This window comes from Streptomyces sp. NPDC002623 (assembly GCF_053592635.1).
This window is the reverse complement of sequence record NZ_JBSFWB010000002.1, coordinates 234,644-247,163: the sequence shown is the minus strand read 5'-3', so window position 1 is coordinate 247,163 and position 12,520 is coordinate 234,644. Positions and strand designations below refer to the sequence as shown.

The 12,520-nt window shown below is 72.6% G+C and carries 12 protein-coding genes; 8 read left to right on the top strand and 4 right to left on the bottom strand.

Annotated features, from left to right (window positions below; translation table 11 throughout):
* The first annotated feature begins 283 nt into the window (after positions 1–283).
* Positions 284–1,024, top strand: coding sequence for a ferritin-like fold-containing protein (locus tag ACWD4O_RS03790; RefSeq protein WP_451277099.1), 741 nt, complete (start codon positions 284–286; stop codon positions 1,022–1,024).
* 72 nt (positions 1,025–1,096) lie between these two features.
* Here ACWD4O_RS03790 and ACWD4O_RS03785 read toward each other — a convergent pair whose 3' ends face one another.
* The 4 genes from ACWD4O_RS03785 to ACWD4O_RS03770 form a co-directional block, all read right to left on the bottom strand.
* Positions 1,097–1,366: a hypothetical protein gene (locus tag ACWD4O_RS03785; RefSeq protein ID WP_351903043.1), complete on the bottom strand. Its 270-nt coding sequence runs from the start codon at positions 1,364–1,366 to the stop codon at positions 1,097–1,099.
* 232 nt (positions 1,367–1,598) lie between these two features.
* The gene (locus ACWD4O_RS03780; RefSeq protein WP_189920010.1) at positions 1,599–1,826 is read right to left on the bottom strand and encodes a DUF3107 domain-containing protein; all 228 of its coding nucleotides are present in this window, start codon (positions 1,824–1,826) and stop codon (positions 1,599–1,601) included.
* A gap of 147 nt (positions 1,827–1,973) precedes the next feature.
* A complete protein-coding gene (locus ACWD4O_RS03775; protein WP_069771643.1) occupies positions 1,974–2,615 on the bottom strand; it encodes a TetR/AcrR family transcriptional regulator in 642 nt (213 codons plus the stop codon).
* Between the two features lie 181 nt (positions 2,616–2,796).
* Positions 2,797–3,015: a hypothetical protein gene (locus tag ACWD4O_RS03770; protein ID WP_451277096.1), complete on the bottom strand. Its 219-nt coding sequence runs from the start codon at positions 3,013–3,015 to the stop codon at positions 2,797–2,799.
* A gap of 251 nt (positions 3,016–3,266) precedes the next feature.
* Between ACWD4O_RS03770 and ACWD4O_RS03765 the strand changes: the two genes are divergently transcribed.
* From ACWD4O_RS03765 to moeZ, 7 genes are all read left to right on the top strand, one after another.
* Positions 3,267–4,244, top strand: coding sequence for an alpha/beta fold hydrolase (locus tag ACWD4O_RS03765; RefSeq protein ID WP_451277094.1), 978 nt, complete (start codon positions 3,267–3,269; stop codon positions 4,242–4,244).
* A gap of 196 nt (positions 4,245–4,440) precedes the next feature.
* A complete protein-coding gene (locus ACWD4O_RS03760) occupies positions 4,441–5,622 on the top strand; it encodes a DUF3152 domain-containing protein (protein WP_451277092.1) in 1,182 nt (393 codons plus the stop codon).
* Positions 5,623–6,006: 384 nt separating this feature from the next.
* Entirely contained in the window at positions 6,007–7,746 is a 1,740-nt protein-coding gene (locus ACWD4O_RS03755; RefSeq protein ID WP_451277090.1) for a glycosyltransferase, read from the top strand.
* Complete coding sequence (locus ACWD4O_RS03750; RefSeq protein ID WP_451277088.1) at positions 7,743–9,143, top strand: hypothetical protein; 1,401 nt, start codon at positions 7,743–7,745, stop codon at positions 9,141–9,143. Before ACWD4O_RS03755 ends, ACWD4O_RS03750 begins: the two co-directional genes overlap by 4 nt.
* 378 nt (positions 9,144–9,521) lie before the next feature.
* Complete coding sequence (locus ACWD4O_RS03745) at positions 9,522–10,484, top strand: NAD-dependent epimerase/dehydratase family protein (RefSeq protein WP_451277086.1); 963 nt, start codon at positions 9,522–9,524, stop codon at positions 10,482–10,484.
* Positions 10,472–11,239: a spherulation-specific family 4 protein gene (locus ACWD4O_RS03740; RefSeq protein WP_451277084.1), complete on the top strand. Its 768-nt coding sequence runs from the start codon at positions 10,472–10,474 to the stop codon at positions 11,237–11,239. Before ACWD4O_RS03745 ends, ACWD4O_RS03740 begins: the two co-directional genes overlap by 13 nt.
* A 63-nt stretch (positions 11,240–11,302) precedes the next feature.
* Complete coding sequence (moeZ, locus tag ACWD4O_RS03735; protein WP_351903065.1) at positions 11,303–12,481, top strand: adenylyltransferase/sulfurtransferase MoeZ; 1,179 nt, start codon at positions 11,303–11,305, stop codon at positions 12,479–12,481.
* The last annotated feature ends 39 nt before the right edge of the window (positions 12,482–12,520 follow it).

Genomic DNA, 12,520 nt, shown 5'->3' with positions numbered 1-12,520 from the left:
GCTGAGGGGGTCCCTCCGGGTTCCGTACGCACCGTGACTGCACAGTGCTTTACGGACGAGGAGGGCTGTCGGGTCGGAGCCGATCGGGCCACCGACCGGGCATCCTCATACGTGCGGCCCGTCGAATATTCGGCAGGCGCATTACCACCATACCCCGGAATCGTGCACATGCGATGGCCGATTCGGTCACGTTGTGGTTGTCACAGTGTCTGGCGTGGTCCCGTACGTCTTCGTTGTCACACTGATTGACCAGGGACTTCCACCCTGCGACGAGCGGGCTATTGTGCGCTGCATGACGACCTCTGACAAGCCTGAGAACACCGCCGCCACCGGTATCGCCGCGCAGGACTGGGCGCAGGCCGCCGCCGACCCGCAGTACCGCGCTGCGGTCGTGGATCTGCTGGGTGCGCTGGCGTACGGCGAGCTGGCGGCGTTCGAGCGGCTCGCGGAGGACGCCAAACTGGCGCCCACGCTGGAGGACAAGGCGGAGCTGGCCAAGATGGCGTCGGCCGAGTTCCACCACTTCGAGCGGCTGCGCGACCGGCTCACGGAGATCGGTGAGGAGCCGACGCGGGCGATGGAGCCGTTCGTCGCCGCGCTCGACGGCTTCCACCGGCAGACGGCGCCGTCGGACTGGCTGGAGGGCCTCGTCAAGGCGTACGTCGGCGACTCGATCGCCAGCGACTTCTACCGCGAGGTCGCGGTACGCCTGGACAACGACACCCGCGCACTGGTGCTGGCCGTGCTCGACGACACCGGTCACGCCGGCTTCGCCGTGGACCGGGTGCGCGCCGCGATCGACGCGGACCCGCGCGTGGGCGGACGGCTCGCGCTGTGGGCGCGGCGGCTGATGGGCGAGGCCCTGTCGCAGTCCCAGCGGGTGGTCGCGGACCGTGACGCGCTGTCGACGATGCTCGTGGGCGGCGTCGCGGACGGCTTCGACCTCGCCGAGGTGGGCCGGATGTTCTCCCGGATCACCGAGGCGCACACCAAGCGGATGGCCGCGCTGGGGCTCGCGGCGTAGCGCAGGCGGTCCGGCGTCGGCGGCCCGGGAGGGTGGTCCGGCGTCGGCGGTCCAGCGGGCGGAGCGCTGTGGCTACGCCGGGACCGATCGTCGCCGGAGTCTTCCGGCCGGGCGCAGCAGCAGGGAGAGCGAGGCGGCGGAGACGATCGCCGCGCCGAGGAGGCTCGGCAGGGCGGTGCCGGGGCCCAGCGCGCTGTGGGTGACGAAGTCACCGAACAGGGCTCCGGCGACGCCCGTCGCGAAGACGAGGGACCGGACGGGCATGCGGTGGGAGAGGCGACGTACCGCCACCCATGCGAGCACGAGACCTAGCGCAGCGGAGCCGAGCGCTTCCAAGATCATGTGGGTCCCTCCCAGACGGCGGGGCTGTGCACCAGGGTCGTAGCCCGTCATTACCCGTGACCTGCGGAATACAATCCTCCTCTGTGGTCGAGTTGTGCTCCATCTGTGGAGAACACGCTGACAGCGAAATCCACGCAGCCGCAGCAGCGGGCGCGCGGCGAAGAGGCTCAGGACAAACGAAAGAGGGGCCCGGCGATCGAACGATCGCCGGGCCCGTCTTTCGTTGCTTCGCCTAGAGCGCGCCGAAGCCCACCTTGCGCGGGGCGGCCTCGCCCAGCTCGACGTAGGCCAGGCGGTCGGCCGGAACCAGGACCTTGCGGCCGTGCTGGTCCACGAGGCTGAGCAGCTGCGACTTTCCGGCCAGGGCCTCGGCCACCACGCGCTCGACTTCCTCGGGAGTCTGACCGCTCTCCAGAACGATCTCGCGGGGTGCGTGCAGCACGCCGATCTTGACCTCCACGGCTATGTCCCTCCGACGGTCATGGGGTGCGCGGGCGTCCGCGCCGTACGCTGCACACATTAGCCCGGTGAGGGGACGTACACGGTGCGGCCGTCCACGCCAGGAGCGAACAGCGGGCGGGAACAAACGGCCGGACGCCCCCGCGGGTCAGTGCTGATCGGTTCCGTGCAGCGGGAAACCGGCGATGCCCCGCCAGGCCAGCGAGGCCAGCAGCTGGACCGCCTGGTCGCGCGGGACGCTGCGGTCGCTGTGCAGCCAGGACCGGGCCACGACCTGTGCGAGGCCGCCCAGGCCGGAGGCGAGCAGCATCGACTCCGCGCGCGAGAGGCCCGTGTCCTCGGCGATGACCTCGCAGATCGCCTCGGCGCACTCGGTGGTGACCTTGTCGACGCGCTCGCGCACCGCCGGCTCGTTCGTCAGGTCCGACTCGAAGACCAGGCGGAAGGCGCCGCCGTCGTCCTCGACGTAGGCGAAGTACGCGTCCATCGTGGCCCGGACGCGCTGCTTGTTGTCGGTCGTCGACGCGAGCGCGCCGCGCACGGCCTGGATGAGCGACTCGCAGTGCTGGTCCAGCAGGGCGAGGTAGAGGTCGAGCTTGCCGGGGAAGTGCTGGTAGAGCACCGGCTTGCTGACGCCGGCCCGCTCGGCGATGTCGTCCATCGCGGCCGCGTGATAGCCCTGTGCGACGAAGACTTCCTGGGCAGCGCCCAGCAGCTGGTTCCGTCGGGCACGGCGCGGCAGGCGAGTGCCCCGCGGGCGCGCCGCCTCTGTCTGCTCGATGGCTGTCACGCCGCCTCCCAAAGTCGTCCTCTTGCGGTGAGCGCCGCGCCGCCATCGTACTTTTCAGTAACCGTGGTGTGCGCGGTGCGAGCGCAGAATTTCACGGACTGGACGACAGAAGTAGCGGCAGAGACAGTTTTGAAACGGGATCTTCCGGGCATACTCCGGCCCCGCTCCGGCTCGGCGTCCGTCAGCGGTAGTCGTCCTCGTCGAGCGAGACGACGCGGGCCTGTTCGGCGAGGTCGGCCTCGTTGGCCCGGGCGGGGTCCGCGTCTTCCAGGGAGTCGTCGCGATCCGGTGCGACGTCCGCGTACTGCTCGGCTGCGTCGTTCTCCGGCGCCTCGACGTCGATCTCTCCGAAGTCGTCGTCCTCTTCGAACGTCTCCGGGTCGGTGGGGTCAACGGCCATGGTGGGCTCCCTTCCTACGAAAGTCCCTGCGAGCTGCAGGGGCCACAAGCGGGTGCCCTCGGTATGAGCCTAGGAGACACCCGTTTCGGACGCTATGCGATCGGTGTGCGCTGTGCCCCCGATTCGCGCGGGTATGGCATCGACGGGCGTCGGTCGGAGGTCGATGTCGATTCGATGTCGATATCTGTTCGACCCGCGCGTGTGACGGCGAACACACAAAGTCGTGCGTGATCGTCTCGTAACATTGCCGCATGTCTTCGACCGAGTTGCCCTCAGTGCCGCCCGCCAGCGTGCTGCCGAAGGTGACCGCCGTGCGGGTGGCGGAGGGCGAGCGACTCCGGTCGGTCGGGCTGCCCGGCGTCACACTGGCGGTCCGTTCCAGGCCTCCCGCGCGCGAGGGGCTCCAGCCCGCGCTGTACGTGCACGGCCTGGGCGGTTCCTCGCAGAACTGGTCCGCTCTGATGGAGCTGCTCGACGGGGTCGTGGCCAGCGAGGCCGTCGACCTCCCGGGCTTCGGCGACTCCCCGCCGCCGGACGACGGCAACTACTCGATCACGGCACACGCGCGTGCCGTCATCCGCTACCTCGATGCCGCCCAGCGCGGGCCGGTCCACCTCTTCGGCAACTCCCTCGGCGGCGCGGTGTCCACGCGCGTCGCCGCGGTCCGGCCCGACCTCGTGCGCACCCTGACCCTGGTCTCGCCCGCGCTGCCGGAGCTGCGCGTGCAGCGCACCGCGGTGCCCACGGGCCTGGTCGGGCTGCCCGGGGTGGCCGCGCTCTTCAGCAGGTTGACCCGGGAGTGGACGGCCGAGCAGCGCGTCCGGGGCGTCACCGCGCTCTGCTACGGCGATCCCGGGCGGGTCAGCCCGGAGGCGTTCCAGCACGCGGTGGAGGAACTGGAACGGCGGCTGCAGCTGCCGTACTTCTGGGACGCGATGACGCGCACCACGCGCGGGCTGCTCAGCGCGTACACGCTGGGCGGCCAGCACGGGCTGTGGCGACAGGCCGAGCGGGTCCTCGCCCCGACGCTCCTCGTCTACGGCGGCCGCGACCAGCTCGTCGGCATCCGCATGGCGCAGCGGGCCGCCCGCGCCTTCCCCGACTCCCGCCTGCTCACGCTGCCGAACGCCGGCCACGTGGCGATGATGGAGTACCCCGAGACGGTGGCGATGGCGTTCCGGGACCTCGTCGCCGAGACGGCTGCCGCGACCGAGACCGCAAGGGGCTGAGGCCGTCGTGGGACGCCACAGCCGGCGTGGGCCTGCGCCCAAGGGTGCCGCGAAGGGCACCGCCTCCCAGGGCGCGCCCGAGGGGGCCCAGGGGCCGCCCCAGGGGCCCGCGTGGGGGGATGCGCGAGGTGCCCGCACCCAGGCTCCGCCCCGGGGCCCGGACGCCACTCCGTCGCACGGAGTGCCCCGCTTTCCCGTGCCCGACGGGACGCCCGCCCACGGGTTCCCGCAGGTGCGCGGCGGTCACCCCGAGCAGCGCGAAGCCGGAGGCGGCTGGGGCGAGCTGAGGGGACGTCAGGCGGGGGCCGGGCCGGGCGCCGGGCAGCCCGTGATACCGCGTCAGCGTCAGACGCCGACGGGCGGCCCGCGCCGGGTTCCCCGTCAGGACTACCTCGACGCCTTCGAGGAGGACGACGTCTTCACGCGCACGCGTGAGCAGGATCGGTACGCCTCCTTCGCCTCGGTCCCCGACTGGGACACCATCTCCGGTGTGACCGCCCCACCCGAAGTCGAAGTGGCCGCCGACGCTCCGCCCGCCGGGGAGCCCCTGCCCGCCAAGGGCGCCAAGGGGCGCGCGTTCGCCGGCATCGCCGCCGCCGCCGTCACCACGGTGCTGGCCGTCGTGGTGGCCGGGCAGGTCACCGGCGGGCGCGACGAGGACTCCGTCCAGTCGCAGTCCGCGACCGACCAGGCCCGTGACGCCGTGGACGACACCACGCGCGGGGACGACCGGCCGAGCCCGGCGGCGTCCGCGTCCGCCTCGCCACGCCCCGTCACGCTGACGTACGCGCAGAAGATGGACGCGAAGTACGCGCTCGGGCCCAAGCTGAAGGGGTCGGGGAAGTTCGACGCGATCGCCGGCATCGACAAGGCGCCCGGCAAGGGACAGAAGTTCACCTACCGGGTGGACGTGGAACAGGGCCTCGGGCTCGACGGACAGCTCTTCGCCGAAGCCGTGCAGGTGACGCTCAACGACGACCGCAGCTGGGCGCACAACGGCGCCCGCACCTTCGAACGGATCCACTCGGGCACCCCCGACTTCGTGATCACGCTCGCCAGCCCCGGCACCACCGCCGACTGGTGCGCCAGGTCGGGCCTGGACACCACCGAGGACAACGTCTCGTGCGACTCGGCCTCCACCGAGCGCGTGATGATCAACGCCTACCGGTGGGCGCAGGGGTCGGAGACCTTCGGCAACGCGATGTACGCCTACCGGCAGATGCTGATCAACCACGAGGTCGGCCATCGGCTCGGGTACAGCCATGTCACCTGCGACAAGGACGGCGAGCTCGCGCCGGTCATGCAGCAGCAGACGAAATTCCTCGACCACGACGGGATCCACTGTCTGCCCAACGCCTGGCCGTATCCCGGTAACTGACATGTCGTCCGGCAGAAGCTGACGCGGCGTCCGGCACGAGGCGTGGCGTCCGGTACGAGGCGTGGCGTCCGGCATGAGGCGCGGCGCGCCATGGGCGCGCCGTGGGCGTACGCCATGGACGTACACCGTGACGCATGCTGTGATGTCCGCGCAGTAACGTTTCGCAGTCGGATGATCTCTTAGCGCGACCGAACGCGACCCGCACGGGAAAGTTACGACCGTTCACCCCTTTTGGTGGTGCGACGGACAACCGTCCATCGCACCCCCGCCTTGTCCGCATACGTTCGTCCCGCTGCGAGCCGCCGGGTCAACGGCGGCTCCCCAAACGGGAGATCGGGGGCGCGCGTGCGCATCGGACTGCTTACGGAGGGTGGCTATCCGTATGTGAGCGGTGACGCCGGGCTCTGGTGCGACCGGCTAGTGCGCAGGCTCGGGCAGCACGAGTTCGAGGTCTACGCGCTCAGTCGTGCGGAACACCAGGAGGACTCGGGCTGCATCGAGCTTCCGCCGCAGGTCAGCCGGGTGCGTACGGCGCCGCTGTGGACGGCCGAGGACGACGGGGTGACCTACGGCCGACGGGCGCGGCGGCGCTTCGCGGAGTTCCACGGCGAGCTGGTGGCCGCGCTGTGCGAGGGAGAGCCGCCAGCCGCGGCGGACCCTTCAGGCGCCGGTTCAGCCGCGCAGGCGGACCGTTTCGCCAACGCGCTGTACGGCCTCGCCGAGCTCGCCCGGGACGAGGGCGGGCTGGTGGGAGCGCTCCGCTCGGAGAGCGCCGTGCGCACCCTCGAACGTGCCTGTCGTGCGCCCGGCGCACTGCGAACGGCGCGCGAGGCGCGCGTCCCGGACCTGCTCGCCGTCTCCGCGCACCTCGAACGCGCCCTGCGCCCCCTCTCGCTCGACTGGTACGAGGACGCGGTCGGCGACGGCGGCGAGGGCCTCGGCTCGGTCGACCTGTGCCATGCCACGTCGGGCGGCACCGCGGCCCTGCCGGGGCTGCTCGCAGGGCACTTCTTCGACGTGCCGCTCCTAGTGACCGAGTACGGCGTACGGCTGCGGACGCACTACCTGAGCTCGGGGAGCGGAGCGTCGCCCACGGGCTCCGGGAGCCCGTCGCCGTCGTCCGCCGAGGCCGCACCCGCCGTACGCGCCCTGCTCGCCGCCTTCCACGGCCGGCTCGCGGCCGAGGTGTACCGGCAGGCGGCGTGCATCACGCCCGGCAACACCCACGCCCGCCGCTGGCAGGAGCGGTGCGGCGCCGACCGCGCGAAACTGCGCACCGTCTACCCGGGCATGGAGGCGTCCCGCTTCGCCGAGGTGGGGGACTCCCCGGACGCCGCCGACCCGCACACCCTGGTCTGGGTCGGCCGGGTCGAACCGGCCAAGGACCTGGTGTCCCTGCTGCACGCCTTCGCCGAGGTCCGCAAGGAGGAGCCCCGGACCCGCCTGCGGATAGTCGGCGCGGCGGCCGGCGCGGAGGGCCGGGCCTACCTCGGCCACTGCCGGATGCTCGCCGCACAGCTCTTCCCCGACGAGGCGGACGGACCGCACGCCGTCGGCTACAACCCGGTGTCCTTCGAGGAGATCGGCGGCCCGGAGACGCCCAGCCTCGCCGAGGCGTACGCGGCCGGCGCGGTCGTCGTCCTGTCCAGCGTCGTCGAGGGCTTCCCGGTCGGTCTGGTCGAGGCGATGTTCTGCGGCCGGGCGACCGTGTCGACCGACGTCGGCGCGGTGGTCGAGGTCATCGGCGGCACGGGACTGGTCGTCCCGCCGCGCAATCCGCGCGCGCTCGCGGAGGCGTGCGTGGCGCTGCTGCGGGACCCCGAGCGCCGTGCGCGCCTGGGCGCTGCCGCCCGCGCACGCGCCCTCGAACTGTTCACCGTCGAGCAGAACGTCGCCGCGTTCCACGACATCTACCTGGAGCTCGTCTCCCAGGCCCCGGTGAGCCGGTTCGTCTTCGACGACGACGGCGATCCCCGGCCGTTCGCCGTCCCGGCCGAGGCGCTACTGCCGGGCCTCTGGACCGCTCCGGGCGCGCGGGTCGGCTCCGGGCGCGGCCCGAGCTGGGCGGCGGGGCCGCCGGTACGGGGCACTTCGCCGGTCGCTGCGACGGAGGGAGCACGATGAGCGGGCTCGACGAACTGGACCGGTCAGGACTGGACGGGCTGGCTTCCGGCCGGTCAGGACTCGACCGGTCAGGACTCGACCGGTCAGGACTCGACCGGTCGGGACTCGACCGGCCGGAAGCCAGCCGGTCAGGACGCGACCGGTCGGGACTCGACCGGTCGGGACTCGACCGGCCGGAAGCCAGCCGGTCAGGACGCGACCGGTCGGGACTCGACCGGCCGGAAGCCGACAGGCTGGAAGGCGACCGGCCGGAACCGGAGGTCGACCGGTCGGCACTCGGCAAGCCGGGCGGGGGCAGCCTGCGGCGCGGTGCGGCGGACCCGGTGAAGGCGCTGATGCACCGGCACCGCGAGCTGTGCGAGCGGGCCGTGGACCCGCTGGAGATCGCGGCGGGCCTGGAGGCCCACGGAGTCACCGACCGCACCGCCGCCCGCTTCCGGCACCGGGACGTCTTCTCCCTGGCGGAGGAGATGTACGCGCGCGTGCCCCGCGACGGCGAGGCGCCCCCGCTCACCACGCCCACGGCGATCCTGCGGCCCCGCCTGGACTGGGCGCTGCTCACCCTCCTGCCGGGCGCCCTGTGCGCCGCGACCGTGACCGGCGTCCGCCTCACCCACGGACGCACCTGTCTCCTCGTAGCCGCCGCAGGCCTCCTCGCCGTGGCCCTGGCCGTGCACGCGGCGCTGCGCCGGGGCCCGTTGAGTCCGCACCACGGCGCCCACCCCGGCCTGCACCGGACGGAGGCCTGGACCTGCTGGCTCCTCGGCTACGCGGCCCTCGGCGACAGCCTGCTGCGCGCAGCCGTCGGCGGCGGCCCCGACGGCCTGCCCGACGGGACGGCGAACGGCCCCTGGCCCGTGGCCGCCGCCCCGCTGCTGGCCCTCGCCCTGGCCTGCGCGCCCGCCGCCTGGAGCGCCCACCTCCTCGCCGCGCACGCCCGGCGCCGCCTGGACAACAGCCGTGGCCTGGAGGAGTTCGCCGCCTCCGTACAACCGCTGCTGCTCGGCGCCTTCACCCTGTTCATGTGCGCGCTCGCCGCACTGGCCGCCCTCTGCGGCGCGGCCCTGGGCGAGCCCGCCGGCTACGCGCACACCCTCGCCCTGGGCGCCCTCCTCTTCCTCGCCCGTCTGCTCACGGTGCACGGTTTCGCCCACGCCCCGGCGGTCGTCCTCGGAGTCGTCGGCGCGGCCGAGGCGCTCGCCCCGGCCACGGTGTTCGCGGGACGGCTGCCCGGCTGCGACTTCCTGGCCACCCCCGTGGAGACCCTCGTGGCCGCCTGGGGCCCGGCCGGCGTCCCGTCACTCGTCTGCGGAACCGCCGCCCTGACCCTGCTGATCCACGCGAGCCGCACGCTGACCAGGGCCTCGGCCCACGCACGAACGGACCAGCCGTGCTGACTCGACTCCCGACCCGAAGCCGTTCCCGAAGCCGTCCCCGGCCCCGCCCCGTTCCCCGTCCCTGCCTCTGTCGGCCGTACCGGCCTTCGCACGCAGCGCAGCCCCCACCGTGCCCCGACGGCACGCCGCACGCGCTCCTCCACCCAGCCGCAGCCCATCGCAACACCCCTGAAGGAGAGACCAGATGACCACCTCCCGATCCGGAGCGACCGGAACCACCGGGGCACCCGCGGCCACAGGAGCGCCCGGAGCGCCCGGAGCGCCCGGAGCACTCGGAGCACTCGGAGCGCCCGGGGCACCCTGGGCACCCTGGGCGACCGGAGCCTCTGCAGCCCCGGCGGCAGCGGCAACCCCAGCGCACACCCCGGGAGCCGCACGATGAGGGTCCTGCTGATCGGAGCCAACGGCTACCTCGGTCGATTCGTCGCCGACCGGCTGCTCGCCGACCCGGCCGTCCAGCTCACCGCGCTCGGCCGCGGCGACGACGCCGACGTCCGCTTCGACCTCGCGTCCGGCAGCCCCGGCGCACTCACCCGCTTCCTCGACGCGGTCCACCCCCAGGTCGTCGTCAACTGCGCGGGCACCACCCGCGGCGGCGCCCGCGAGCTCACCCGGCACAACACCGTCGCCGTCGCCACCGTCTGCGAGGCCCTGCGCCGCAGCGGCTGCGGCGCCCGGCTCGTGCAGATCGGCTGCGGCGCCGAGTACGGCCCGAGCCAGCCCGGTTCCTCCACGGCCGAGGACGCCGTGCCCCGCCCCGGCGGCCCGTACGGCGTCAGCAAACTCGCCGCCACCGAACTCGTCCTCGGCTCCGGTCTGGACGCCGTCGTGCTCCGGGTCTTCTCGCCCGCCGGTCCGGGCACGCCCGCCGGCTCCCCGCTGGGCCGGCTCGCCGAGGCCATGCGCCGCGCCATGCAGTCCGGCGACGGCGAGCTCAAGCTCGGCGGCCTCGGGGTGCAGCGTGACTTCATCGACGTCCGTGACGTGGCCCGCGCCGTGCACGCCGCCTCGCTCTCCGCCGCCCAGGGCGTCATCAACATCGGCTCGGGCCGTGCCGTGCGACTGCGCGACGCCGCCGCGATCCTCGCGCGCGTGGCCGGATACGGCGGCGCCCTCCACGAGCTCGACGGCCAGCCCGGCGGCCACCTCAGGCCCGCCATCGGCCATCCCCGCCCCGAGCCCGACCAAGGGGGCCCGGTCGCATACCCGTACCCGGACGGCTGCGGCAGCTGGCAGCAGGCCGATGTGCGCACCGCCCGCGACCGGCTCGGCTGGCGGCCCCGGATCAACCTCGAGGAGTCCCTCGCCGACATCTGGATGGAGGCGGCGTGTCGTATCTGACCGGAACTCCGGCGGGCACCGCGAGCGCCGGGACGACCGACGTCCGCACCGGCCTCGGCGTCCCCGGACTCGCCCATCCCCTCGTCGCGTCGACCGAGTGGGGCGAACTCGCCCGTCCCGGCAGACCTCTGCACTGGGTCGCCCTCGACGTCGCCGAGGGCCCCGGCGTCCGCCCCGATCCGCGCTGTCTGGAGTACGCGGGCCGGTTGCGCAACGCGGGCGTGCGCGTCCTCGGCCGCCTCGACACCCTCTACGGCGCCCGCTCCTTCGCCGAGGTGATCTCCGACGCGCAGCGGTACCTCGACTGGTACCAGGTCGACGGCTTCCTCCTGGACCGCTGTCCGACCGAGCGCACCGCGCTCCCCGAACTGCGCCGCACGGCCGGCGCGCTGCGCACCCTGCACGACGCGCCCCACCTCGTTCTCGGCCACGGCGTCCACCCCTACCCGGGCTACGCCGAGCACGCCGACCAGTTGGTCACCTTCTCCGGGCCGTGGAACGACTACCGCTGGTCGCAGGCGGCCGAGTGGACCGCGGAGCATCCCCCCGAGCGCTTCTGCCACTTCGTGCACGGTGTGCCGCGCGGGCACCTCGACGAGGCGCTGCGCATCGCCCGCTGGCAGGGCGCCGCGACGATCTGGTTCACCGACGGAACCTGCGGCGCCGACCGCGGCGGCCCGGGCAAGCCCTGGGAGACCATGCCCGGCTACTGGGACGAACTCGTCTCGCGGATCGGAACGGGTGTCTCGGAATGAAGAAGGCCATGGCAGTGTTACGAGGAGAACAACTGTAGTGATAGACCGACCAACGGAGTCCCCGTGTCGCTGCCACCCCTGGTCGAGCCAGCCTCTGAGCTCACCGTAGACGAGGTCCGCAGGTACTCCCGCCACCTGATCATCCCGGACGTGGGGATGGACGGGCAGAAGCGGCTGAAGAACGCCAAGGTGCTCTGTGTGGGCGCCGGCGGCCTGGGCTCGCCGGCGCTGATGTACCTGGCCGCGGCGGGCGTGGGCACGCTCGGCATCGTGGAGTTCGACGAGGTCGACGAGTCGAACCTGCAGCGGCAGATCATCCACAGTCAGGCCGACATCGGCCGCTCCAAGGCGGCGTCCGCCCGTGACTCCGTCCTCGGCATCAACCCGTACGTCAACGTGGTCCTTCACGAAGAGCGGCTCGAGGCCGAGAACGTGATGGACATCTTCAGCCAGTACGACTTGATCGTCGACGGCACGGACAACTTCGCGACCCGCTACCTGGTCAACGACGCGTGCGTGCTGCTGAACAAGCCGTACGTATGGGGCTCGATCTACCGCTTCGACGGACAGGCGTCCGTCTTCTGGTCGGAGCACGGCCCCTGCTACCGCTGCCTCTACCCGGAGCCCCCGCCGCCGGGCATGGTCCCCTCCTGCGCCGAGGGCGGCGTCCTGGGCGTGCTGTGCGCGTCCATCGGCTCCATCCAGGTCAACGAGGCCATCAAGCTCCTCGCGGGCATCGGCGAGCCGCTGGTCGGCCGCCTGATGATCTACGACGCCCTGGAGATGCAGTACCGCCAAGTCAAGATCCGCAAGGACCCCGACTGCGCGGTCTGCGGCGAGAACCCGACCGTCACCGAGCTCATCGACTACGAGGCCTTCTGCGGCGTCGTCTCCGAGGAGGCCCAGCAGGCGGCGGCCGGCGCCACGATCACTCCCAAGCAGCTCAAGGAGTGGATCGACGACGGCGAGAACATCGAGATCATCGACGTCCGCGAGCCGAACGAGTACGAGATCGTCTCCATCCCGGGCGCCAAGCTGATCCCGAAGAACGAGTTCCTGCTGGGCACCGCCCTGGAGGGCCTGCCCCAGGACAAGAAGATCGTCTTGCACTGCAAGACGGGTGTCCGCAGTGCGGAAGTCCTCGCCGTGCTGAAGTCTGCGGGCTTCTCGGACGCCGTGCACGTCGGCGGCGGTGTGATCGGCTGGGTCCACCAGATCGAGCCGAGCAAGCCGGTCTACTGACCCGACCGCCCGCTCTGCCCACCGGGCTTCCCGGTTCGA